This is a genomic window from Phenylobacterium immobile (ATCC 35973) (assembly GCF_001375595.1).
In the GTDB taxonomy this organism is placed as follows: Bacteria; Pseudomonadota; Alphaproteobacteria; order Caulobacterales; family Caulobacteraceae; genus Phenylobacterium; species Phenylobacterium immobile.
In genome coordinates this window covers 2,027,775-2,050,205 of record NZ_CVJQ01000001.1, presented here as the reverse complement: position 1 = coordinate 2,050,205, position 22,431 = coordinate 2,027,775, and the positions used below count along the sequence as shown (strand labels likewise).

Genomic DNA, 22,431 nt, shown 5'->3' with positions numbered 1-22,431 from the left:
TACGGCGGCAGGTGTATGCCCACCATCCCCGTACTGACCCGCAATCGCCCCGGCCAAGCCGCTGATGGAGCCCGCCAGCTTGTTGAAACGCCATTTCTTCCTTGTCGGCGCAGTGGCGGTTTTGGTCCTGATGATCGTGGTCGGCGCCTTAAGGCTTATGGGCGGAACAGGTTCGCCGGGACAAGGCGGCGGACAGGCTGAACAGCGGCGGCCGGGCGGCGGCGCGGGCCCAGGCGGCGAGGGTCCGGGCGGCGGAAGACGCGGCCCGGGCGGCGGCGCGATTGTTTCCGCGGCCGCTGTGCAATCCAAAGTGTTCACCGATACGCTCGATGTCATCGGCGTAGCCAAGGGGCGACAGTCCGTGACCTTGTCCGCGGCGACGACCCAGCTGGTCGATCGGGTGCGCTTCCGCGACGGCCAGTCCGTGCCGCGCGGCGCCGTGCTGGTTGAACTGCGCGCCACCGAACAGAACGCGGCCATCGTGCAGGCGCGCGCGCGCCTCGTGCAGGCCGAACGCGCCTATGAACGTTACCGCAAGCTGGGTCAGCAGGGCTGGGCGTCCCAGGCCATGGTCGATCAATTCCAGGCCAACTACCTGTCGGCCCGCGCTGACGTCGAGGCGGCCCAGGCCCGCGAGAACGACCGTATCATCCGCGCTCCCTTCGCCGGCGTTGTCGGACTGTCGGACATCGCGCCCGGCGCCTTGGTCAATCCTGGCGCGGCCATCGTCACCCTCGACGATGTGTCGGCGATCCGCGTCGACTTCCAGATTCCCGAAGGCTTCATCAACAATCTTCGTCAAGGCCAGGCGATCACTGCGTTCGCCGACGCCTATCCGAACCAGCCGATCCCCGGCCGCATCGCCACGATCGACACACGGATCGACGAGCGGACCCGCGCCGTCACCGCCCGTGCGGAATTTCCCAACGGCGACCGTCGCCTGAAGCCGGGCATGATGATCCGCGTCCAGGTCGTCCGCGGTCAGCGCAACAGCCTGGCCATCCCGGAGTCGGCGCTGCAGATCTCCGGCGAATCCACCTTCGCCTTCGTGATTGTCAAACAGGGCGAGCGCACGCTGACCGACCAGCGCCCCGTGGTGACAGGCCTTCGTCAGGACAACATGGTCGAGATCCGTGAGGGCCTCGACGCCGGCGATCGCGTGGTCGCCGACGGCCTCAACAAAATCCAGCCCGGCCAGCCGGTTAAGGTCGGTCCCTCGCGGCCAGCCCCGCCGCCGCCGCCAGGCTTGCGGCTGTGACCCTCTCCGACCTTTCCGTCCGGCGGCCGGTGTTCGCGGCGGTGGCCGCGATCATCCTTTGCGTCATCGGCGCGGCGGCCTTCATGGTCCTGCCCGTCCGCGAACTGCCCAACATCGACCCGCCCAGCGTCTCGGTGAGCACGACGTACCGCGGCGCCTCGGCCGAGGTTGTCGAAGAGCGGATCACTGAGGTGATCGAGCGCCAGGTCTCCGGCATCCAGGGCATCGACCGGGTCAACTCCTCGTCGCGCGACGGGACCTCGCGGATCAACGTCGCCTTCACCCTCGACCGCAATCTGGACGAGGCGGCCAACGACGTCCGCGACGCCGTCAGCCGTGTCACCTCGCGTCTGCCGATCGAGGCCGATCCGCCGCAGATCGCCAAGGCCGACGCAGACGCCCAGCCGATCATGATCCTGCAGCTGAGCTCCACGACGCTGAACCGGCTGCAGCTGACGGATTACGCCAACCGCTACTTGGTGGAGCGTCTGTCGACGGTGCCGGGCGTCGCCCAGGTCAATGTCGCCGGCGCGTTGAACTACGCCATGCGCGTCTGGCTCGACCCGGAGGCCATGGCCGCGCGCGGGGTCACCGTCCAGGACGTGCAGACCGCGCTGACGACGCAGAATCTGGAGCTTCCCGCCGGTTCCCTCGAAGCGAAGGACAAGGACTTCACGGTCCGCGTCGCGCGCGGCTACTCGCGTCCTGACCAGTTCGCGCTCATGCCGATCGCGCTACCGAACCGCGTCAACACCCAGGTCTCGGCGGCCCTCGGCACGGCCGGTGCAGGGGCCGCGGCGGGGGCGCTGCCGCAGGTGCAGTCCTCGACGAACAACGCCGACTACATCGTCCGTCTCGGCGATATCGCCCGGATCGAGGAAGGCGCCGACGAGCCGCGCCGCCTGTTCCGCGCCAACGGCATGAACCAGGTCGGTCTGGCGATCCAACGGCAGTCGCAGGCCAACGACCTGCAGATCGCCACCGATGTGAACAACACGGTCGCCGAAATCATCCCGACCCTGCCCAAGGGCATGAAGCTGGTCGCCGGCGTCGACAACACCGAGTTCACACGAGAGGCGTTGCACGAGGTGTGGATCACCATGGGCATTTCGCTTGGCCTCGTGGCCCTGGTGAACATCCTGTTCCTCGGATCCTGGCGCGCGGCGCTGATACCGACGATCGTCGCGCCGATCTGTATCCTGTCGACCTTTATTGTCCTGGCGACCCTTGGGTTCTCGCTTAACCTCCTGACCCTCTTGGCCTTGGTCCTGGCGATCGGCCTTGTCGTCGACGACGCGATCGTGGTCGTCGAGAACATCCAGCGCCGTATCGACGACGGAGAGCCGCCCCTGCTCGGCGCTGAGCGTGGCGCGCGCCAGGTGTTCTTCGCCGTCGTCGCCACGACCGCGGTGCTGATGGCGGTCTTCGCGCCGCTGATGTTCATGCCGGGCTATATCGGCCGCCTGTTCGTCGAGCTGGCGGTTGCGGTCGCCGGGGCGGTGTTCTTCTCGGCGCTCATGGCGCTCAGCCTGTCGCCCATGCTGGCCTCCAAGTTGCTGCGTCCGGCCACCGGCGGCGGGTGGCTCGCACGCAACGTCGACAGGGCCGTGGACGCGGTCCGGCGGTCCTATGAGCGGTCATTGCAGGACATGCTGGGCCACCGCGCGACGGCGGTGATCACCAGCCTCCTGGTGGTGGCCCTGATGGGCTGCGCGGGCCTGATCTACATGAAGCTGCCCAAGGAGTTGGTGCCGCTCGAAGACCGTGGGCGCGTCGACTTCAACTTCCAGGCGCCCGAAGGATCGGGCTTCGACTACACAACCCGTGCGGTGCTCGAGGTCGAGCGTCGCGCCAAGGCGCTCTACGACAAGGGCGAGATCAGCCGTTACTTCTTCTCACAGCCGAGCTTCGGGCAGAACCAGTTCAACACCGGCGGCGGCAACGTGGAACTGCCGCATGACAGCAAGGTGAAATCGCAGGAACTGGCCGCGCAGCTGAACCGCGACTTCGCCGACATCACCAGCGCTCGAGTCATCGCCAGCGTGCGGCCCAGCATTCAACGCGGCGGCGGGCCGGGCGGCGGGGCCAACCTCGACCTGATCGTGCTCGGCAATGAATATCCGCAGATCGAAGCCAAGATCAAACCGCTGCTTGCGGCGGCGGAGGACAATCCCGGCATGGCGCGGGCGCGCCTGGCCTACGAACCGACCAGCCCGCGGGTTCTGGTGTCGATGGACCGCGATAAGGCCGCCGCGCTCGGCGTCTCGGCCAACGCCGTGGGCCAGGCCCTGCAGACCCTGTTCGGCTCGGCCCAGGTGACGACCTACATCAAGAACGGCCAGGAATACGATGTCATCCTGCAGACCGATCGCGCTGAACGGCAGTCGGAGGGTGACCTAAAACGCGTCTATGTCCGGTCGGCCTCTGGCATCGCCGTACCCCTGTCGTCGCTGGTGACCACCCAGGTGACGGGCGACACGGCCAACCGTCCGCGGGTCGATCGGATGCGGTCGATCACGCTCTCCGTGCAACTGAATCCGGGCTATTCTGTCGGTGAGGCGGTCGATTTCTTCAAGGCCGAGATCGCCAAGCAGCCAACTTCGGTCAGCTTCAAATGGGGCGGGCTGGCGCGCGACTTCCTCGAGGGTTCAGGCTCGGTTGGCGTGGCCTTCGGCGTCGCGCTTCTTCTGGTGTTCCTGGTGCTCGCCGCCCAATTCGAAAGCTGGATCCACCCGGCGGTGATCATGCTGACTGTGCCGGTGGCGGCGCTTGGCGGCCTGTTCGGTCTGCTGCTCGCCGGCTCCACAATGAACACCTACAGCCAGATCGGATTGATCATTCTCGTAGGGGTCGCCGCCAAGAATGGCATTCTGATCGTCGAATTCGCCAACCAGTTGCGCGACGAGGGCCGCTCGATCCGCGAGGCGGTCATCGAGAGCGCCACCCTTCGGCTGCGCCCGATCGTCATGACATCGATCTCGGCTGCGGCCGGGGCCATTCCGCTGATTCTCTGGGGCGGCGCCGGCGGTGAAAGCCGCAAGACCATCGGCGTCACGATCTTCTTCGGGGCGATTTTCGCGACCCTCGTGACTCTCTTCATCGTGCCGGTGTTCTACAATCTCCTGGCGCGCTTCACGAAGTCGCCGGAGGCTAACGCCCGGCAGCTTGAGGCCTATGAGCGTGACGAGCGCTACATCGAAGGTCATCCGGCGGAGTAGGCCCGATGGCCCTGGAGCTTCGACCCAACTGCGAGTGCTGCGATGTCGACCTGCCGCCGGCGGCGACCAACGCGCGCATCTGCACCTATGAATGCACTTTCTGCGCCACGTGCGTCGAAGAGGTGCTTTTCAATGTCTGCCCCAACTGCGGCGGCGGCTTTACGCCGCGGCCGATCCGCCCGGCGGGACCATGGCGCCCTGGCCTCTCGGTAAGCGAACGGCCGCCCTCGACCAAGCGCGTGGGTTTGAGCTACGAACGAGACGCCATTGCTGAATTCTCGGCCCGTTTGCGAGAGATTCCCCCGGAAGACCGCTAGGGCGCGTAGCCGGTCTCGACCTTCAGATAAGCGATCAGATCGACGCGATCCTTCTCGTCGCGCAGGCCCGCAAAGCTCATCTTCGTGCCTGGCATGAAGCCCCGAGGATCAGCCAGCCACTTGTCCAGGTGTTCGGCGTCCCAGGTGAAGCCCGCGGCCTTCACCACCTGCGAGTAGTTGAAATCCGGATGCGTCCCGGCCTTACGACCGAACACGCCGTAGAGGTTCGGACCGGTCATGTTCGCGCCGCCCGGCGCGATCGTGTGGCAGGACCGGCAGAGCGCGAAGCGCATCTCGCCGTTCTTCAGATCGCCGGTGTTGTAGGGCGCGGGCAGGGCGGCCAGCAGGGCCTGCTTTTCCGCGGGCGTCGCCTCCGGCGGCGGGGGCGCAGCGGCCTCTCCTGGCGGCTTCGGGCCGCAGGCGGTCAGGAGGCTCAAACCCACGATCAGAGCGGTGGCGCGCATGCCTAGCGGCGGAACCGGTCGGCGGACACGGTCGCGCCGATCACCCGGCACTTCGGGCATTTGACGCCCACCAGATCGGAGCCCGGGCCGGTGAGAAATTCGCTCGATTCCCCGTTGGGTCCGGCGTGGACGACGATCGACTTTGGCTTGATCGTCAGGACCGTCCAGCCGCAGCTGGTGCAACTCACGATCTCGTCTTCCATCACCTGAACTCCTGTGCGCCTGAGAACCGGCCTACGCCACCGGCTGAGAACGCGCAACGGCGGCGGCGTTGGCGTCCTTCAGGCGCTGGGCGAGCGCTCGTGATCCGACGTAGCCCATGGTCGCGGCCAAGGCGAGACAGCCGGCGCCGAAGAAGAACGGCGCCCAGATGCCGATATGCGAGAAGGCGAGGCCGCCCAGCATCGGCGTGAAGATCCGCGCCACAGCGCTGGAGGCGTTGTTCGCGCCGAGCTGCCCCTCCAGCGCCGCCCGCGAGACCATCGTCGTATTGGCCGGCTGGCCGACATTGTAGGTGACGACGAACAGCAGAACGATCGCCGACGAAACGAGCGCTGACAGCGGCAGCACCTGCGACAGCATCAGAAGCGCCGTGATCGACAGGCTGGCGATGACGGTGCGCGATTCCCCCAGGCGGCGCGCGGTCAGCCCCGAAAACAGCGCTTGGCTGCCTGCGGTGGCGATCCCCGTGCCGGCGAGCAGGACGCCGATCTCCTGCGGACCCCAGCCGAACCGGGCATGGGCCCAAAGCCCATAGCTCGCCCAGATCATCGACCAGCCGCCGAACGAGAACAGGGTCGTGCCCAGCAGGGGTCTCAATACGGCGTCCCCCATCGCCTGGCGGAGCGCGCTGATCGGGCCGGGACGGTGCGGGGACGCGCCATCGCCCTTGCGCAGGCTTTCTCGGATGATGATCGTCGCGCTGAGCGCTGAGACGACGCAGAGGCCCGCGGCGGCCAGCAGGGGCGGGCGGAAGCCCACGGCGCCCAGTTCGGGCCTCGCCAGCAGGCCGCCGATCACCGGACCGACGATGAAGCCCAGGCCCAGGGCCGAACCGACGAGGCCGAGCCGTCCGGCGACCCGGTCTTTGGGTGACACGTCCACGACATAGCCCTGCACGGTAGAGATATTGCCGGCGAAAAAGCCCGTCAGCGCCCGGGCTCCGAGCGCCGCCCAGATGTTCGGTGCGAAGGCCAGCGCGACATAGCCGATGGAGGAGGCCAGGATCGTGCCGATCAGCACGGGCTTGCGGCCCAGCCGATCCGACAGTCGGCCCCAGGTCAGTTCGCCGAAAAACTGTCCGCAGGCGAAGAGCGAGAACATCGCCGTCACCTGCAGAGGGCTCGCGCCGAACACCGTGGCGTAGAAGGGCTGCAGCGGCACGACGATGCCAAAGCCGATCAGGCTCATGAAGACGATGCCCAGCAAAACCGGCACGGCCAGGGGATTGTCCGGCCGCTCGGCCGCCAAGGATGACATACGAACAACTCTCCCCCGCACCCGCGCTCAGCCTGCGGAGCGTCTTCGCCAGTCTAGGCCGCGCCGGCGGCGGCATGAGCCAAGAAAAACTGAACGCTGCGCCAGGGCGCGTCGCTATCGAAGGATCATCACCGTCGAGCCCAGGGCGGCGCCGGCGATCAGAAGCGACGAAGCTGAGAATCTAAGGCCGCAACCTCTGCCCTCTTCCTCGCAGAACGCACCTGACAGGCGCTGAACCGTGGCGAGCGTGGACCGGACGGTCGTGGGCCTGGAAGTCTCACTCATTCATTGCGCCTTACCTCGCGGTCGACCGGCACAGTCTAGCTGCGATAGGCGCGTTACGGCTCGCTGCGTCGGCCAGATGCGGCGACAACTGCAGCCAAGCTTGGGAACATGGGAGGCGATGGTGCCGGTTGCAGGAATCGAACCCGCGACCTTCGGTTTACAAAACCGCTGCTCTACCAGCTGAGCTAAACCGGCGCTTTGAATTGATTGAACAATTCTGGCGGTGACGTGCAGCCTTTTACAGCCGCCCAGATCTTTTACAAATCCGGGTCACCGTCTGTTCTTCCTTAGCCGCTCCAACATCCCTTCCGCAACCGCCTCGGCCGTGACGTAGGAGGCGAGAGTTTCGGTCTTCACCTTGTCCCAGCCCATGATGGTCGCGACGTCGGGAATGGGCAGACCGGCGCGGATGAAGTTGGTCGCTGCGGTACCTCTCAGGTCGTGGAAGCGCAGGCCCTTGATCTTCCGCTCTCGCTTCTCCCGCTGCATCGCCGTCTGAAGCCCTGAGTGCGTCCAGGGCTCGCCCGTCGAGCTGGTGAGGACGGTTCCGACGTCCTTGCGGCCGATGGCGTCCAGCAGGGCCCGCAGCTTCGGCGTGATCGGCACAATAGCCACGCGCTTCCCACGGCTCTTGCCCGTTGGCAGAGCGATGGCGTCCTTGCCGACGTGCTGCCAGGCGACGCGCACCAGATCGGAGCCCCGGAAGCCGGTGAATATCGCCAGCAGCACTGCTGTGCGGAATGGCGCCGGCGAGCCGCGCAGAAGCTTGATCAGATCCGCTTTCGTCCAGACGACCTCTGCCCGATTGGCGTGGTAGAGGCGTGGCCACTCCTCGATCGGGTTGGACCTGATCTCGTCGTTGTCCTTCGCCCACTTCAGCACCTTCGCCAGCGCTTCCATGCGCGTGTCTGCGGTCTTCGGCGTCGATGCATAGCGCCCGCGCCAGTCGAGCAAGACCTTACGGGCGCCGTCAGCGGCCAGGGCGGCCAGTTCAAGTTCGCCCAGGTCGGTTCGCACGACATCAAGAGCGGTGCGAAGGTCGCCGACAGTCCGCGGCGATAGCTTGGCCAGGTGCGCCGGTAACTCGTGGCCTTCGGGCGGCGACAGGAACTTGGTGATCAGCCCGTCGAGGAACGCGCCAGAAGGCGCGGGCTTCACGGCGGCCTTGTAGGCGATAGCCGCCTCGGCGGCCTGGGCTTCAACCTCGCGCAGGAGGGCCGCCGTGGTCTTGGCGACCGCCTTCAGGATGCGAGGGCCGCCGCGCCAAGCATACCAATATTCTCCGACCCGCCCGCCAGCGAGGGTGATCTTGACCCTATGGACGCCGGGGAGCATGGCGCTGGCCTTCAAGGAACCGGGCAAGGGCTTCGTCCGCGGGCGTGGGGTTTTCGTTGGCCGGCAACTGAGCCGTCACGCCCTGCATCTCGTCAAGCCAAGCGTCCAGGGCGATCCGGTCCCAACGCACGCGACCTCCCAACATCACGCGGCCGGCCGCCACCTTCCGCGCGCTCGTAAGCGGCAGAGAGAGGTATTCGGCTAGGGCGCGGTCAGTCAGGAGGCGGGCCGTCATTTTCGGACGCCCCGTGCAGCGTTGACGATCTCGACTGCGAACCAGCCGGCATCCTCAATCGGAATGCCGCACCGACTCACGAGGAATGCGGCGACGGCGTTGATATGCTCGCGTGAACCGAAGCGCGCGCTCATCTCTCGTCGCCCTGGCTGAGAGCGGCGTCGATCGACAGACGCCACAGATCGCCGCCGGTCCACTCGTCTACCTCTAGGACAGCCTCGGTCGGCTCGCGCATCGCCTTGATGGCGGCGCGGGCCACAGGCACATAGGCTCGCCAACGCTTCTCGTGCCCAGGCTTGATGGCGACTGTCAGCATCACGCCGTCAACGATCCGCCAATCGCTATCGGGATCGTGGCCCGAAGCGATGCATAGCGCCCTCGCGACGCGCTCTATGATAGTCTGCGCGTGGGTCATTGGTCGGGCATCCCCTTGAGCGCGCGCGACTCGGCCGGCGTGACCATCTTGCCGTTCATCGCCCCGAAACTCAGGGCTCCGTGCTCGGCGCGTATCGTGCCGTCGATGAAAAGCTCGCCGCCTTCGGCCATGAACCGCGAAACGTGCTCGGGGTTGGCGGCCAGGAACGACACGATCAGCCCAGCGACATCGGCGCCTGGGACGCCCGCCTGCGAAGCCACGCCGGCCGCCACCTCAGCGATGCGCCGGATAACCAAGCGTTCAGTCATGCTCTCGCTCTCTCCGGTCATTCCGGGCCTCCGGGCTGGTGGGTGGCGTCATCGTCGTCATCGAAGCTTTCCACGCCCCATTGCAGGACGTGGAGGTGTTTCTGAAGGTCGCCCTCGGCGGACGTTTCGCGCCAGGGATCGGACCCCAAATCTTCAACCTGGGTGGCGTCGAAGCGCCCATGAACGCCGATACCGTCGCCCTCGCTCAGCCAGTTGTGGTCGAAGGACAGGCGCAGCGCGTTGAACATGGCGGCCAGCCATGGATAGGGCGGTCGCCAAGCCGTTTCAAAGCGGAGCGTCAGGCTATCTTCGGTGCGCTCGACGGGCCGATGACTGTAGGCGTTCCACTTGGTGCCCCAATGGTCCCGAGCCCAGGCGAGATGGGTGCGTCCGAACGCCTTTTCGTGTCGGTCGCTGACGCTGCCCCACCACATGTTCAGCGGCGCGGGTACCAGGGCGTTGAAATCGACCTTATCGCCTTCGCCACACGCGGCTCGTAGGATGCGCTCCTGATCGTCCTCGGCGACGTCTCGGAAGATCAGTTCGTTGACGACGTGATTAGGCATCCCCGCCCTCCGCGTCATCAGGCCGGGAGGTGTCGAAGGCGGCGAGGGCTTGGCGCGCGACAACCCGCATAAAGTCCCGTTCGCCATTTGAGCCCCAGCTTGCTCCGTAAGAAACAGGCGAGCCATTCGGCCAGGTTTTTCCGGTGTCAGGAAATTCACCGAACCAGCGCTCAATTTTGATCAGAGCTTCCGCCAGCCGGTCGGCGCGGGCTTTCTCGGCTTCGGCCCAGGCGCGCGAGCCGGCGTAGTTCTCGGCTAGCGTCGCCAGAATTTGAGCGTGCGGGATCGTTGCATTATGGCCCGGTGCATCTTCGCCGCCGCAGATCGCAAGCCGTAGTTCCGCGTTCTCTTGCTCCAGGGCCTCGCGGTCGGCGAGGGCGTTGGCCGCGTGGTCAAGATCGTCTGCCGTGACATATCCGTTCGACGCGCCGACGTCGTGCCTGCGCTGCCAGTCGGCCGACCGCCTCAGCCGCTCAATAAGTTTAACCTCGGTGATCTTGGGGGAGGTGGTCATGGGCGGGGGCTCGTTACACGCGTGACAGGCGCGCTGGGCGCGGGCGGATGGCCGAAGTCACGCGGCTCAGTGACGGGCACGTCTCGCGAGGCGCACCATCCACATTCGCCCTCGTGCCACGTCGCCATTTTTGGGATGCGCGATCCGAATTGCTCGCCGCACGGGCTGCAAATCCATTCGGGATAGGTCATCCTTCCCCTCCATCATGGGAGGCGAGGGCGGCCCACTCCTCCGCTTCGTCCGCAGCATCGCTGTCGCGGCAAAGCTGATCGCCACGCTCCCTGAACGCCTCCGCGATGGTGTCTAATTGGTCTTGATGCGGGATGCCGTTAATCACGTCCACGAAGCCATCGGGCATTCGATTGGCGACCGCGTCGAAGGCGTTGATCAGCTTGGCTAGGTCTTCGCCGAACTGCTCAATGGCTTCGGCGGCTTGGCGAGGTGTCAGCTTACCGGCCACGCTCGCCTCCATCGTTGAGGACGGGAGCGATCTGCTCGCACCGATGAACGTAGCCGCTGACAAACGCACAGCCGCACGGCCAGCACTGAGCCGCCCGCACGCGTCTCAAAGGCGGGCGCGCAAACATCTCTGCAAAGTCGCCACCATCGAGCAGGTCATCTCGGGTATAAAAATCATGCATCGCGTCGCCCGCATGATCGCTGTCTTCGCCAAAGAGCCTGTAGGACATCACTTCCCCCCTTCGTGGTCGCGTTCCGCGCCAACAGGGGCGTCAGGAAGTGGAAGCCAGAACTCGTAGTCGTCCCACGCCCAGCCGGCCTCGCACTCGTACTGGACCTCGCCGGTCTCATCGTCCGCGTAGATGACGTGGGTGTCGTGGTGTGAGAACTCGCCGGCCTTGAAGACGCGCACCGTCGCGAGGATCGCCGTCCCGTCCTTCGGCGCTTCCGACATAGGCCGCCAAGCCGTCGCCCCCTTCAGCGCGGCGATCTCGGCGTCTTTGGCGCGGAGGGCGGCGCTAGCGCGGCGCATGACGTTGACGCAGTAGAGGTCCAATTCGTCGAGCCGCACGTCGCCTTCAAGATGCTCGATTTCGGGCGTGCCGGCCGGGATATCGTCGGCCAGCCATTCAGCCGCCTCGTCAAGTTGCGCGGCCACAGCTGCCGTGTTCGCGGGGGTGAAGGCTGGGGGCATGAGTGCTACGGCGCAGCGCGCGAGCGTGAACGCCGCCTCTGCCGACTCTCGGTTGCGCGCACTGTCAGCCTCACCGTAGATCGCAAGGTCGGCGTGGGTAGCGCCCAACTCACGCAGGATGCGCACCACTTCGGCCCGCGAAACAACGTCGTTTCGACACTGCTCAACCGGGTGTCGCTCTTGGGCGACACGGGCCGGCAACTCCGGGATGCCCAACATTTCTTCTCGCATAGGGGTGGTGTCGCCCATGTCAGGCTCCTTGGGGGTCATGCTGCGGCCTTTCGGGCGTGAGCCGTTTCGTTGACGTGCGACAGGAGCTGACGGCCCAGGAACTCGGTGTAGGCAGGCGGGATCGCCTCGCAGAGTTCGTTGCCGGACATCCAGTCGATGCCCATGGCTTCAGGGCCGACATAGGTGCCGACGTCGCCGGTGATCGAAACGTGCCAGCCCTCGGCCCAGCGCTGCTTCCGCTGCTTCGTGGCGGTGAGCGCGACGTGCTTCGGATGCGGCGGAGCGACGAGATCCAGGTGGCTCTCGAACCGCCGGTGACGATAGGTCCGAAGGCCGAACATCCCGCCGCACAGGACGACCGAGCGCGCCTTGTCGAGCGGCGCCGTCATCACGTTCTCCATGATCCACGGAAGGCCGCTTTCGATCAGCAGAGCACGCGTCGCGTCGATGTGGTCGGGGTAGGTCTTGTGCGGCGACAGCGCGGCCAGGGGTGAATGCTTCTGGCAAGGCGGGCTGGCATGAGCCGCGTCGAAGGTGCGGAGGAACCGCACGTCCATCCGCGTCGCATCCGCCTGGATGAACGGGAACGGGTAGTTCGGCTGCGGCACGATATCGACGCCGACCACGTCAAAGCCCGCCTTGTGGTAGCCCATGGCTGCGCCGCCAGCGCAGCAGAAGAGGTCGATAAGCCGCGGTTTCATTGGCCCCCACGGCGAATGGGACAGTTCCGCCGAAGCGCGAAAAGCCCGAGGGCGACGCTCGCTTCACCTATGACGGCGGAGGCCAGCTCACCCTCGTCCTCGCCAACGCTGACATGGACGACGTCATCACCATCGCGTGGACTGCTGCCTATGCTCGCCACGTCAATTACGGCGCCAGGGGCAGGGCAGGGACCAAGTTTCGAGACCTAGCCGCTCAACGATGGCCTGAAGCCGTCAGGGCGGCTGAGGCGCAATTAGGAGGGGGCGGTGATGGCAAGCGGCGCTGATACCTTCCTCGCCCTTACCGACTACGTCCTGACGCTCTCGATCGGCTCGCCGACGCTGGACGTTGTCATGCCGGAGCCTGGAGAGACATTCGTTCCCGTAGACGACGAGCCCTATCTTGAGGTCGCCGACTTTCCGAACGCACCTCTCGCGCAAGGTCTCAAGGCAGGTCGCCTTGACCAAGGCCTCATGCAGATCACGGCGGTCTGGCCAAAGAACCGAGGCCTCGTCGACGCTAAGCGGGCGGCTGACCAGATCATCGCTGCGTTTCCCCAAGGCAAACGTCTGGGCGCCGTCAAGATTAACCGGGCCTCGTGGCAGGCCGCACCAATCATCGGGGCCGCCGACGTGCGCGTGCCCGTGACTATCAGCTGGACCGTCTCGGCCACCTGACCCGCCCTAACAGCCGAGCTGGGCACGGCTTCGTTCATAATCCGAAAGGAGCCACCAGATGGCCTACAGCACGGGCGCAGGCGCCCAGGTTTTTTATAGCGCTACACCCAACTCCACCGTCTCAACCGTTTCCGCTTATGCGGCGCTCACCTGGACTGAGCTCACGGGCGTCGAGTCCATCGGCGAGTTCGGCGACCAAGTTCAAGCGGTGACCGCCACGCTGCTCGCCGAAGCCCGCGTCCGCAAGGCGGCCGGCATCGCTGACGCTGGCGACCTGACCATCACCGTTCTCCAAGATCCGCTGTCGGCCAGCCAAAACGCGGTGCGCGCGATGGTCGGAAACAATTTCAGCTATCCGATCAAAGTCCTGCTCGCAGATGGTGCGGACGCCAACGACACCGACAGCATTTTTTACTTCCGAGTGAAGTGGATGTCGGCGCGCCTGAACCCCGGCGATGGCAACTCGAACATCCGCCGCAACTTTGTCGGCGCTATCGACTCCGCGATCGTGGAAGTCCCGAGCGTCGTGGTCGCCTAAGCGGCGTCGCACCGCCGAACAAAAGTCTCTCCCTCAACTCATGGTCGGGTCGCACCCGACTGCTTTTTAGGAAGCAAGCCCCATGGACGAATACGCTGACACTCACGCCCCGCAGGTCGCGGCCCCGAAGCCGCCAACCAAGGTCTACTTGCCCGATGAGGCGAGCCCTCTTGAGCTGCGCGGCATCGACGGCGCTCAACTCTTCAACAGCGATAAGTCGCCGATGGTGATCTACCTGCTGGGCGAAGATAGCGACATAGCCGTCGCCACCCGAAACTCGCAGACGAACCGCCGGATTCAGGCCGGACAGCGCGTGAAGATCACCGCTGAAGGCATGCACACGGACAATGCCAGCTACCTCGCCAAGCTGACGACAGGCTGGAAGATGGAGTTGGGCAGCGACACCGCAGAGTTCTCCCAACAGGCCGCCGCGGCGCTCTACTCGGATCCCAAAATGTCCTTCGTCCGCGAGCAGGTCGTCGCGTTTATCGAGGACCGCTCAAATTTTTTGAAGGGCTAGCCGACAGCCTGATCGGTTACGCCGAGGTCGTGTTCCGCAACTCGAACATCAAGCGTGAACGCGACCACCACCCTCTCCCCGATCCCCCGATCCAACTCGGGCCGATCTTGGAGTGGTACGGCAGGCTAAACCGCCGGCGTCAGTCCGGCATGACTGTAAACCCGCTCACTTTCCAGGAGATCGAGGCCTTCGAGCGGAAGGCTCTGATCACCCTGACCGCCTGGCAGACACGCTTGATCGAGCGGATCGACGACACCTTCCTAGCCGTCGTCGGGGAGGAGAGGGCGGCCCGGTCTAAGCCGGAAGCCCAGTCCTCTCAGGTGCCAGTCGAGAATACAAAAGGCATGCGCTCGCTTTTCCGCGGCATGGCCGAACGGCTCAATCCCACCAGGGCGAAGGAGGCGCAGTGACACAGCGTTGCTATGCCGACTTGAGTCCAGGCAGGATCGCGCCATGGAGCGACCGAGCCGAAAAAAGATTCGCGAAGGCGTCCCCTGGGCGATCGCTGGCGTTGGCGCGATCTTCACAACGGGCTTTTTCGGTCCCTGGCTTACTAGGCTGGCTGATCAACTCGGCCTTCTTAAAGACCCTCGCGGCCAAGTGGCGGCAGTCGTGAATTTCGTTCTGAGCGTGATCACCGCGGATTGGTTCCTGTGGTCGTCAGCCCTTGCGACCGCTCTGGTTACGGGATTTGGCGCGGGGGTTTGGCTCGATACGTGGCTAAAGAGGAAAGAGGCCAAAGACGAAGCGCTAGAACAGGGCGTCGCGCAGATCATCAATGTGGCCGCGAAGCGTGCGCGCGACCTCGATGTGACAGTCTCGGTGCAACATGAGACGCTCAGCGCTCCGCTACCCAAGGCTGTCGTGGATAGGATGTTCGGTCCCTCCGATTTTCTGCTGGTCCAGGACGGCGAAAAGGTCGCACGGGCACATGTCGAGGCGAGGTCATTCGTTCGCAACCTGGCCGACGCCCGACCCCGAGGGCAGGCCACTGCTCAGAAACAATCGAGAGCGCTACTCACAGTGAAGAACCTGAGCGACACTGACCTGCCGGTGTGTTCGCTGTTTGTTGACTGGATTGAGTCCGAGGGCCGGGTCATTGGCGTGCGTCGCTATATCGGCCCTGTTCCGGCGCGAAGCATCAGCGCCGACAGCCTCGGCTACTGGATCGTCGCCTACCGGAACTACAATTCTTCGCCGCTTCTGCCGTACGTTCTCAACCTGGCGCCATCAGACAACGCGCTGCGATCGTCTGATCCTGTGTACCTGGAAGACGGACGGATCCACAAAATCCACGTCCGCCTTCAGAGCGACAGCAACGTCGAAACTCGCGCCACCCTGGTCATGGCGATCCGCGAGTATGAGGAGTTCGACGCGCGGATCGAGGGGCAAGCGTCCTTCCTCCTGCCACCTAGCGCGTCGCCTCAGTCCTGATAGCCTCCCAACGTCAAAGGGAGGGGTGGGTATGAGAACGACAGGGTGGTTGTTGGCCGGGTTCGGCGCGCTGACGATGATTTGGGGGTTCTTCTACGACGCGAGCGTGCCGTCGAGTGACGGCTTCGGAAGCATTGTGAACATCGGGCTCACTACGGTGAAGCAGATGATCTTTCAGGCCGGATCAGTGGCCTTCTTGGCAGGCATCGTTTTGATCGGCGCCAATGCCATCGTCGAGGCTGTCGGAGCGATCGGCAGCACCAAGCCCGCCAAGCCCGCCAAGCCCGCCATTGGCGAAGGGCAAGTCTGATGGAACGGCAAGAGCTGCGAGGCGAGATCAACCGCGTGCTGGTGATCGTGTTCTTTGTGGTCGTGGCGGCTATCGCCGTGGTGGCGATTGGGGTGTCGATGCGGAAGGCGGAGGCCGAGCAGGAGGCGCGTCAGGAACGCGCTCGAGTGCTAGATGCGGAGCTAGAGCGTTTTCGGCCTTACCTCGACGCTGAGCGCAAGAAGTGACGTCAGTCGGCCTTCGAATCCACTGTGCTTAGGCCGATCTCGACAAGGTTGCGAATAGCGGCGGCACGGGGCGCAGCCATTGTTTCGGCAAACGCATCAATGCGTTGCGTCAAATCGGGGGGTGAACGAAAGCCTAGCATAGGGTCCTTCCCGGTAGCGGGTCGGCCTCTCTTTTTAGGCTCATCCTTTTTGTTTGACGCGGTCATGATTTAGGACTATCCCTAAATGACGGACCGGGCAAGCGTTGACGCGCTGGCACCGGTCCTAACCCGAAACGATCCTACGGAGATCGAGACATGGCTACCTCGCGTAGTAGCACGCCCCGGCGTGCCCATAATCCGATCCCCGCCGCACTCGCGGCGCTCAACGATCTGAAGGTCGCTGCCGATATGCAGCGGGCTCTGCTGCGAGCCCCGACGCATCCCTCGGTTCGCCCGCAAGGCGACCATTGATGAAGCGGAGGCCATCTAATGCCCGCCGCAGCCCGGAAGATGAAGCCCGAGGAGTTGGTCGGCGCGGCGGTCATCGCGGCGCTTGAGGACGCCAACGGCGACATGAATAAGGCCGCTGACATGCTGCAGATCGCAGTTGATCAGAGTCCGACGCTCCGAAGCGCCTTGCTTGAACCGTGGGTCGCCCAGGCCTGCCGCGAGGCGATCAGGAGACACCTTCAAGACGTCCGGCGCGAGGTCTGGACGGGAACGAAGAGCCACACTGCCGGCGCGTCAAAGCCGGAGGTCATGGCGGAACAGAGAGCCCGCGTCGTCCAGTTGGCCGCCGGAACATTGCTAATGTTCCCGCTACCGGGCGGCCGTCGTCTCGGCGAAGCGACCCGCGAAGAAGTGGGCGCCGCGGCGGAGTTCTACTCACGCCAGTCGGCGGATATGGGGACCAAGGCCCGCTGGCTTCGGCTCATTGGGCAAAGCCTACCGGACGGCAAGCGCGTCTCGGACGTACTGTCGGACCGGCGGCTGGAGGAATTGCAGCTGGAGGCGACACATGCCTCTGACTGAGATTGGCGGCCATCATCCTCGCGCCCCTCAGGGCCGTACAATGCATGTCGCCAACGCGAGCGGATCGACCATTCTTGACGTGGGCCCCAATGCACCACTGTCGGCCGCTCGCGAACAATCCCCGCAAGGGGGCGAGATTGACCTTGCCGGCAGTGCCCATCAGGGCCGTAGGAGGCCTGTCAATCTCGCAAAGATCCCCAGCGATGGGGGCGAGGCTGACCACGGTAGACGTGTCGGAGACGACCAGAGATCAACTGTTGGCCTCGCACAAATCCCCGCCGAAAGCGGGGGCCGGATCGACCATGGCTGCCCTGTCCGATTGGACCAATGCGGCAACGTCGATCCGGCGAACATCCTCGGCGACGAGGTAGGCGGGATCGGCCATCGACCAGTTGTCGGCAGCGACCAATGCAGAAGTGTCGATCCCGCCGTAATCGCCGAAATCCGGGAGCAATGGAGGCGTCGGCAAGCCTGGCACCGGGCCGAGAAGTCGCTCACGCTGCAAGCGAAAGCCCTGTGCCGAAGGCTGGCAGAAGGCGGGGACAAGGGCGAAGCGGACGTCATTTATAAAGCCGCCTATGGCAAGGGCAGCCACCCTATGGCCGAGATCGCCTTTGCTGCGACCTTCCCTCTGGTCGAGGCCCGTGACGGTGTTGAGAAGCACCGAAAGGCCGTGGAGAAGCGCCTAGCCAAGCTGGCCGCCCAGCTTCCGGTCGCTGAGTTTGTCCTCGGCGTCAGAGGGGTCGGTATCGCCTCCCTTGCAGCCATCGTCGGTGAGGCCGGTGACCTGTCGAACTATTCGACGGTTGCCAAGCTCTGGAAAAGGATGGGCCTCGCGGTGATGCTTGATGGGCGCCAGCGCAGGGTCAGCGGAGAAGCCGCTCTGGCGCACGGCTACAGCCCGGCGAGACGCTCTGTGGTGTGGAACGTGGGCGCCTGCATCGTGAAGGCCGGTGGGCCGCTGAAGACGGTTTACGACGCCCGCAAGGTGTACGAGCTTGAGAGAGTTGAGACGAAGGGCCACGCCCACAACCGAGCGCAGCGCTACGTCGAAAAAAGATTCGTCCGCGATCTTTGGGTCGCGTGGCGAAGGGCGGGGAGTGACCAAGGTTCAGCTGACGCCCATATCAGATGCGTTGCCCCCGCCAACTAACTCGGGGAGGAGCGGTCGCGAGGCCGCTCCTCATTCCTCTTACGCTGGCTCAAGCTCGCCAATTAAAGCGGCCGCTGGAATGTGCCACTCTCGAGCAAGAAGGCGGATTTGATCGAGTGTCAGCTCACGCTTCCCACTGAGTATTTCAGACGCACGCGATCGGGAATTTAGGAGCGCAGACAGGTCGGCTTGGGTCCGATCGTTCTGCTCCATCATGAACTTGAGGACTTCAAGCGGAGACGCCTTGGCGATGGGCCACCGGCCCTCTTCATAGTGTTCGATCAGGAGGGCGAGGGCGTCCAGGCGAGCGCCTTCCTCCGACGCGGGATCTGGATCCGCCTCGAATAGGGGTCGAAGTTCACGCAGGGCCGCTTCGTGTTCTTCGTCGGTGCGGATGGCCCGCACAGCGCTGAAGTCAAACATTGAGCACCTCTAGAGTTGCGAAACGTCGATTGCATCGTACGCGGCGTGGGTTCCGACGAACAACACCCACACCCGCTTCGACCGGAAGCCCACCAGACCAACGATCCGATATTTGTTGCCACCAACATCGAAAACGACCTTTGCGTCTCCGACCCAATCGGCAGTGTTAAACGTCGCCTTAATCTCGGCGAAGCTCGACCACTCCACGGCAGAAGCCGCAGTATGCCATGCGATCATGGCCGACGTAGCAGACTGGCGCTCCTTCGGAGGGAGTGTGTCGCAGAACTCGATCAAAGTTTTCCGCGCGATGATCCTCATCCGTCTTTGATATCGCGTTCCCAACGGTGGAACAAGCGGAATGTTCCATTATTTGGAACGCATCACTTGAATTAGGGAGGCGAGCATGTCGGACGCGGCAGATCTCATCATGCGCGCCAGTGTGCAGGGCGGCCGGGAAGCGGTCGTGACGCTGGATCAGATCTCGGCGAGTGCGGTCAAAGCTGAGCGAGCCGAGCGTGAACTCGGCTCGGCCACGAGTCAGATGGCGCAGCAAATCAAGCAAGCTGAGGCTGCTATGCGCGGCGAATACGCGGTGACGCGCCAACTTGCGGCGGCCCAACAGGCGGCGGCGGCGGCGGTCGCGTCCACCGCGTCCACCGCCACAACGCAGATGGTGGTCATGGGGAAGGCGCACGCCGCCGCGGCTGCTGGCGCTAAGATACAATCGCACGAGGCCATGAACCTATCGCGCCAACTCAGCGACGTGGCGGTCATGGGGGCGATGGGGTCAAACGCCATGGCGATCCTAATTACCCAGGGCCCGCAGATCGCTGACGTCTTCCAGACCATGGCCGCGCGCGGTGTCACCGTCCGATCCGCCCTGATGGGCATTGTCCAGTCTGTCGGACCTTTGGCGGCTCTAACAGCGGGCTTCTACGCGCTCAGGTCCGCCTTCCAGGAGGGTAGAAAGTCCTCGGAAGAATCGCGCGCAGCTATGGAGCGGTATTCCAGCGCAATGGCTGCTGCTGAGGAGGCCAGCGGCGCAGCCGTGGACGTGGCAATGAAGGCGCTGCTCGACGGTGCGACCTACGTTGACGACACCCAGAAAAAGCTCGTCGAGAGCATGCTGGCCGCGGGCAAGGGCTTTGATGCGGTTACGGAGGCACTTGCCGCCTACGCCCAGGCCAACGCGATCCCGAAGGCCCTTGCTGACGCCATCCTCGCGCTGAAGGACCCCGACGCCTACGCGATGTCGCAACTGAAGACGGCCCAGGGTCTGCGCCGCGATGAGGTCAACACGGCCTTCGGCGCTGGCTATCTGACGGCCGACCAGTTGTCGAAGATCAACGACCAACTGAAGGAGCTTGAGGCCCTGGAGGTCGCCGACCTCATGAAGAGCAAGATCTCGGAAGCCGCCAGCGGCCTGACCGACGCCTACAACCGCGAAGCCTCAGCGATCCAGACCACGATCGATCGTTTCCGCGAACTGGCCTCTTCGCTGCGCCAGTACGGCGCTGGGCTTAGCATGGCGGGGCTTCCCGAGGCGGCTCAAGCGGCCTCCAGCCGTGCCGCCTTCACCGCCCTCCAGGCCCGCATCCGACGGGGCGATATTGGCGCGCTGGATCAGGTGCAGACGGTCGGCAATTCGTACCTTCAGACTTCGCTCTCTCAGGCCACGGACGCGTTGAGTTACGCCCGCGACCGCGCTCAGGTGCGCCGCTTGGCCGACGATGCGGCGACCCTGGCCGAGAGCGAACTGTCGATCGCTGAGCAGCAACTCAAGGTGTTGAAATCGCAATACGATGTCCTGGTGAGCATCGACGGCGGCCTCCAGTCCTTCGGCTCTGCGGTCCTCAGCTACATGGAGGCGATCAGCCCGACGTCGAACGACAACGGGACCGACACGAACACCCTCCTGGCCGAGCAGAACGCACTGCTGGTTGAGCTGCTAGCGGCACAGAACAAGGGCAACCTCGCCCAGGTCGGCACGATGCAGAACACGGCCAAGTCCGCGACGGTGCTTGTCGGCGCGGCGATGGGTGAACAGCCCCTCACGACGGCGGCGGCTTAAGATGCGCGTCGTCGTTCCAGTTCCGATCACCGACAACGGCGCGGGCGTCTTCGAACGCTCGACCACGGCGACCTATTTCGACGGCTCGCTGGTCATGCACCTGGCCGCCATCGACGAGCCGCGGTTCAATCGAGAGCCCGGAACCGGCGTCACCGCCCTGCTGCTGGAAACGGCGGCGACCAACCTCATCGGCTATTCCGAACGGGTCGATCAGTGGACCGCCTCAGGCGCCACAGTGACGACGAACACCGCATCGGCGCCGGACGCGAACAACACCGCCGATAAACTGGTCGAGAGCGCCACCACGGCCCCGCATTACACGGACGGCCCGACGTTCACGATCTCCGCAGGCCAGCCCTTCAGCATTCAGCTATTCCTCGCACAAGCAGGGCGCACCTATGCCCGCGTCGAGATCCGCAACGTCAACGGGACCACGTCCTCCGTCGCGCAGACCTTCCTGCTGAGTTCTGGTCTCTTGCCCGGCGCCACGGTGAGCGTCGGCGGGGCATCGGTCGGCACGATCAAGCGCCCCCTGGTCGCGAGCGGCTTCCAACGCATCAGTTTTGAGAACGTCCTGCTGGCGTCCGACGTCACGCAGGTTCAGGTCCGGGTCTATATCCAGAGTTTCACCGACTTCACCGACGCCGACACCAACTCGACGACGGTCAGCTATCTGGGCGACGGCACGAACGGGATCCTGATCTGGGGCCTGGACGCCAAGGCCGGGGCGACGCTCTCCTCCTACATCCCGACCGCCACGTCTTCGACGGTGACCAGGGCCGCCGACACCTATGGAAACATGATGGTGTCGAACGTCGCTGAGAGTGAGCCAGTCTATAGCGCCGTCACATCCTATGCTCTGGGTTACATCGTCCGAGGAAACACGACCGACAACCAGCACGAACGCTTCGAATCCCTGGCTGCGAGCAACAGCGGCCACGCCCTGACCGACCTGGACTACTGGTTCCCGCTCGGGGCGACCAACCGCTGGGCGCCGTTCGACCTGTTCCGCTCGACGGGCGCCACGGCGGCCTCGCCCATGTACTACGCCATCACGCCCTTTACAGCTGTGGACGTGGCGGCGTTCTCCAACGTCATCGCTGATCGCTACACCCTTGAGGTCAAGGATGAGACGGGCGCCGTGGTGCTCACTGAAAGCGGTGAACTGGACAGCGGTTCGCCCCGCTCACGGGCGGCGTTCGATCTGCCCGAAGTAGACGACTGCACGATCACACTGACCCTGGAGCGCGACGACGGCGACGTAACCCTCGGCTCCTTCGACGTCGGCGTCGCCTACGACCTTGGCGAGACGCTGGAAGGCGCGGAAGACGACGCGACGAACTACTCCAAGCTGGAGCGCGACGAGTTCGGCACCCTATTGATCGTCCCCCGGCGCAGCATCCCGCGCATATCCGCCACGTCGTTCTGCACCCCCGAACAGGTGGCCCCGGCTCGCGTCGCGCGCTCGCTCCTGAATGCCGCGGTTGGGCTGTGGTTCGGCATCGAAGATTCCAGCCACGTCTACTTCGACTCGATGTTCCTGCGCGGCATCTATCGCCGCTTTTCCATCCGCTTGGCCGTCACCACGGCCATGATCGACCTGGAGATTGAGGAGGTCTGACCTCCCGGCCCGCGGCCTAGCCGC

Annotated in this window: 31 protein-coding genes and 1 tRNA gene; 14 read left to right on the top strand and 18 right to left on the bottom strand. The window is 64.7% G+C overall.

What is annotated here, in order from left to right:
- The first annotated feature begins 79 nt into the window (after positions 1-79).
- The 3 genes from BN1313_RS10115 to BN1313_RS10105 are packed head-to-tail and all read left to right on the top strand — an operon-like array spanning position 80 to position 4,793.
- Positions 80-1,258, top strand: a complete 1,179-nt coding sequence (locus tag BN1313_RS10115; RefSeq protein WP_141653116.1) for an efflux RND transporter periplasmic adaptor subunit — start codon at positions 80-82, stop codon at positions 1,256-1,258.
- A complete protein-coding gene (locus BN1313_RS10110; protein WP_091739896.1) occupies positions 1,255-4,476 on the top strand; it encodes an efflux RND transporter permease subunit in 3,222 nt (1,073 codons plus the stop codon). The genes BN1313_RS10115 and BN1313_RS10110 overlap by 4 nt, the downstream gene beginning before the upstream one ends.
- 5 nt (positions 4,477-4,481) lie before the next feature.
- Positions 4,482-4,793: a DUF1272 domain-containing protein gene (locus tag BN1313_RS10105; protein ID WP_091739893.1), complete on the top strand. Its 312-nt coding sequence runs from the start codon at positions 4,482-4,484 to the stop codon at positions 4,791-4,793.
- Here BN1313_RS10105 and BN1313_RS10100 read toward each other — a convergent pair.
- The 15 genes from BN1313_RS10100 to BN1313_RS10035 form a co-directional block, all read right to left on the bottom strand.
- The gene (locus BN1313_RS10100) at positions 4,790-5,257 is read right to left on the bottom strand and encodes a c-type cytochrome (RefSeq protein ID WP_091739888.1); all 468 of its coding nucleotides are present in this window, start codon (positions 5,255-5,257) and stop codon (positions 4,790-4,792) included. The genes BN1313_RS10105 and BN1313_RS10100 overlap by 4 nt on opposite strands.
- 2 nt (positions 5,258-5,259) lie before the next feature.
- Positions 5,260-5,460, bottom strand: coding sequence for a hypothetical protein (locus BN1313_RS10095; protein ID WP_091739885.1), 201 nt, complete (start codon positions 5,458-5,460; stop codon positions 5,260-5,262).
- A gap of 31 nt (positions 5,461-5,491) precedes the next feature.
- The gene (locus tag BN1313_RS10090) at positions 5,492-6,736 is read right to left on the bottom strand and encodes an MFS transporter (RefSeq protein WP_091739882.1); all 1,245 of its coding nucleotides are present in this window, start codon (positions 6,734-6,736) and stop codon (positions 5,492-5,494) included.
- Positions 6,737-7,140: 404 nt separating this feature from the next.
- Positions 7,141-7,216, bottom strand: a tRNA-Thr gene (locus tag BN1313_RS10085).
- 75 nt (positions 7,217-7,291) lie between these two features.
- On the bottom strand, positions 7,292-8,356 hold the full coding sequence (locus tag BN1313_RS10080; protein WP_091739879.1) for a tyrosine-type recombinase/integrase: 1,065 nt from the start codon (positions 8,354-8,356) through the stop codon (positions 7,292-7,294).
- Positions 8,337-8,591, bottom strand: coding sequence for a hypothetical protein (locus BN1313_RS10075; protein WP_091739875.1), 255 nt, complete (start codon positions 8,589-8,591; stop codon positions 8,337-8,339). Before BN1313_RS10075 ends, BN1313_RS10080 begins: the two co-directional genes overlap by 20 nt.
- Entirely contained in the window at positions 8,588-8,725 is a 138-nt protein-coding gene (locus BN1313_RS16565; RefSeq protein ID WP_176695960.1) for a hypothetical protein, read from the bottom strand. Before BN1313_RS16565 ends, BN1313_RS10075 begins: the two co-directional genes overlap by 4 nt.
- Entirely contained in the window at positions 8,722-9,006 is a 285-nt protein-coding gene (locus tag BN1313_RS10070; RefSeq protein WP_091739872.1) for a hypothetical protein, read from the bottom strand. Before BN1313_RS10070 ends, BN1313_RS16565 begins: the two co-directional genes overlap by 4 nt.
- Complete coding sequence (locus BN1313_RS10065) at positions 9,003-9,275, bottom strand: hypothetical protein (RefSeq protein WP_091742597.1); 273 nt, start codon at positions 9,273-9,275, stop codon at positions 9,003-9,005. Before BN1313_RS10065 ends, BN1313_RS10070 begins: the two co-directional genes overlap by 4 nt.
- 17 nt (positions 9,276-9,292) lie before the next feature.
- A complete protein-coding gene (locus BN1313_RS10060) occupies positions 9,293-9,841 on the bottom strand; it encodes a DUF1281 family ferredoxin-like fold protein (protein ID WP_091739870.1) in 549 nt (182 codons plus the stop codon).
- A complete protein-coding gene (locus BN1313_RS10055) occupies positions 9,834-10,355 on the bottom strand; it encodes a hypothetical protein (RefSeq protein ID WP_091739868.1) in 522 nt (173 codons plus the stop codon). The genes BN1313_RS10060 and BN1313_RS10055 overlap by 8 nt, the downstream gene beginning before the upstream one ends.
- Before the next feature lie 187 nt (positions 10,356-10,542).
- On the bottom strand, positions 10,543-10,815 hold the full coding sequence (locus BN1313_RS10050; RefSeq protein WP_141653115.1) for a hypothetical protein: 273 nt from the start codon (positions 10,813-10,815) through the stop codon (positions 10,543-10,545).
- Positions 10,805-11,044 (bottom strand): hypothetical protein, encoded by a 240-nt coding sequence (locus BN1313_RS10045; RefSeq protein ID WP_091739862.1) that lies wholly within the window; start codon positions 11,042-11,044, stop codon positions 10,805-10,807. Before BN1313_RS10045 ends, BN1313_RS10050 begins: the two co-directional genes overlap by 11 nt.
- Positions 11,044-11,757, bottom strand: a complete 714-nt coding sequence (locus BN1313_RS10040) for a hypothetical protein (RefSeq protein WP_141653114.1) — start codon at positions 11,755-11,757, stop codon at positions 11,044-11,046. Before BN1313_RS10040 ends, BN1313_RS10045 begins: the two co-directional genes overlap by 1 nt.
- A gap of 17 nt (positions 11,758-11,774) precedes the next feature.
- Complete coding sequence (locus tag BN1313_RS10035) at positions 11,775-12,440, bottom strand: DNA cytosine methyltransferase (protein WP_091739856.1); 666 nt, start codon at positions 12,438-12,440, stop codon at positions 11,775-11,777.
- Between the two features lie 270 nt (positions 12,441-12,710).
- On the opposite strand from BN1313_RS10035, the gene BN1313_RS10025 reads away from it, so the two are divergent.
- The 8 genes from BN1313_RS10025 (at position 12,711) to BN1313_RS09990 (ending at position 17,139) form a co-directional block, all read left to right on the top strand.
- Positions 12,711-13,118, top strand: a complete 408-nt coding sequence (locus BN1313_RS10025; RefSeq protein ID WP_091739848.1) for a phage tail terminator-like protein — start codon at positions 12,711-12,713, stop codon at positions 13,116-13,118.
- A gap of 58 nt (positions 13,119-13,176) precedes the next feature.
- The gene (locus BN1313_RS10020) at positions 13,177-13,656 is read left to right on the top strand and encodes a hypothetical protein (RefSeq protein WP_091739845.1); all 480 of its coding nucleotides are present in this window, start codon (positions 13,177-13,179) and stop codon (positions 13,654-13,656) included.
- Positions 13,657-13,738: 82 nt separating this feature from the next.
- Positions 13,739-14,176 carry a hypothetical protein gene (locus BN1313_RS10015; RefSeq protein ID WP_091739841.1) on the top strand — a complete coding sequence of 146 codons (438 nt, stop codon included), beginning with the start codon at positions 13,739-13,741 and terminating at the stop codon, positions 14,174-14,176.
- A 29-nt stretch (positions 14,177-14,205) separates the two neighbouring features.
- Entirely contained in the window at positions 14,206-14,586 is a 381-nt protein-coding gene (locus BN1313_RS10010) for a phage tail assembly chaperone (RefSeq protein ID WP_091739838.1), read from the top strand.
- A gap of 43 nt (positions 14,587-14,629) precedes the next feature.
- Positions 14,630-15,610: a hypothetical protein gene (locus BN1313_RS10005; RefSeq protein WP_091739835.1), complete on the top strand. Its 981-nt coding sequence runs from the start codon at positions 14,630-14,632 to the stop codon at positions 15,608-15,610.
- Between the two features lie 31 nt (positions 15,611-15,641).
- Positions 15,642-15,920, top strand: a complete 279-nt coding sequence (locus tag BN1313_RS10000) for a hypothetical protein (protein WP_141653113.1) — start codon at positions 15,642-15,644, stop codon at positions 15,918-15,920.
- Positions 15,920-16,126: a hypothetical protein gene (locus tag BN1313_RS09995; protein WP_091739829.1), complete on the top strand. Its 207-nt coding sequence runs from the start codon at positions 15,920-15,922 to the stop codon at positions 16,124-16,126. The genes BN1313_RS10000 and BN1313_RS09995 overlap by 1 nt, the downstream gene beginning before the upstream one ends.
- A gap of 470 nt (positions 16,127-16,596) precedes the next feature.
- A complete protein-coding gene (locus tag BN1313_RS09990; protein ID WP_091739826.1) occupies positions 16,597-17,139 on the top strand; it encodes a hypothetical protein in 543 nt (180 codons plus the stop codon).
- Positions 17,140-17,389: 250 nt separating this feature from the next.
- On the opposite strand, the gene BN1313_RS16560 is transcribed toward BN1313_RS09990, so the two are convergent.
- Positions 17,390-17,734, bottom strand: coding sequence for a hypothetical protein (locus BN1313_RS16560; RefSeq protein ID WP_176695959.1), 345 nt, complete (start codon positions 17,732-17,734; stop codon positions 17,390-17,392).
- Between the two features lie 3 nt (positions 17,735-17,737).
- On the opposite strand from BN1313_RS16560, the gene BN1313_RS09980 reads away from it, so the two are divergent.
- Positions 17,738-18,292 carry a hypothetical protein gene (locus tag BN1313_RS09980; protein ID WP_091739820.1) on the top strand — a complete coding sequence of 185 codons (555 nt, stop codon included), beginning with the start codon at positions 17,738-17,740 and terminating at the stop codon, positions 18,290-18,292.
- Between the two features lie 39 nt (positions 18,293-18,331).
- Here the strand turns inward: BN1313_RS09980 and BN1313_RS09975 are convergent, their stop codons facing one another.
- Together BN1313_RS09975 and BN1313_RS09970 are read right to left on the bottom strand one after the other, a co-directional pair.
- Positions 18,332-18,715: a helix-turn-helix domain-containing protein gene (locus BN1313_RS09975; RefSeq protein ID WP_091739817.1), complete on the bottom strand. Its 384-nt coding sequence runs from the start codon at positions 18,713-18,715 to the stop codon at positions 18,332-18,334.
- Between the two features lie 9 nt (positions 18,716-18,724).
- Entirely contained in the window at positions 18,725-19,033 is a 309-nt protein-coding gene (locus tag BN1313_RS09970; protein ID WP_091739814.1) for a type II toxin-antitoxin system HigB family toxin, read from the bottom strand.
- A gap of 85 nt (positions 19,034-19,118) precedes the next feature.
- Between BN1313_RS09970 and BN1313_RS09965 the strand changes: the two genes are divergently transcribed.
- Both BN1313_RS09965 and BN1313_RS09960 read left to right on the top strand, forming a co-directional pair.
- On the top strand, positions 19,119-20,786 hold the full coding sequence (locus BN1313_RS09965; RefSeq protein ID WP_091739811.1) for a phage tail length tape measure family protein: 1,668 nt from the start codon (positions 19,119-19,121) through the stop codon (positions 20,784-20,786).
- Position 20,787: 1 nt separating this feature from the next.
- On the top strand, positions 20,788-22,407 hold the full coding sequence (locus tag BN1313_RS09960; RefSeq protein WP_091739808.1) for a phage head spike fiber domain-containing protein: 1,620 nt from the start codon (positions 20,788-20,790) through the stop codon (positions 22,405-22,407).
- Positions 22,408-22,431 lie beyond the last annotated feature (24 nt).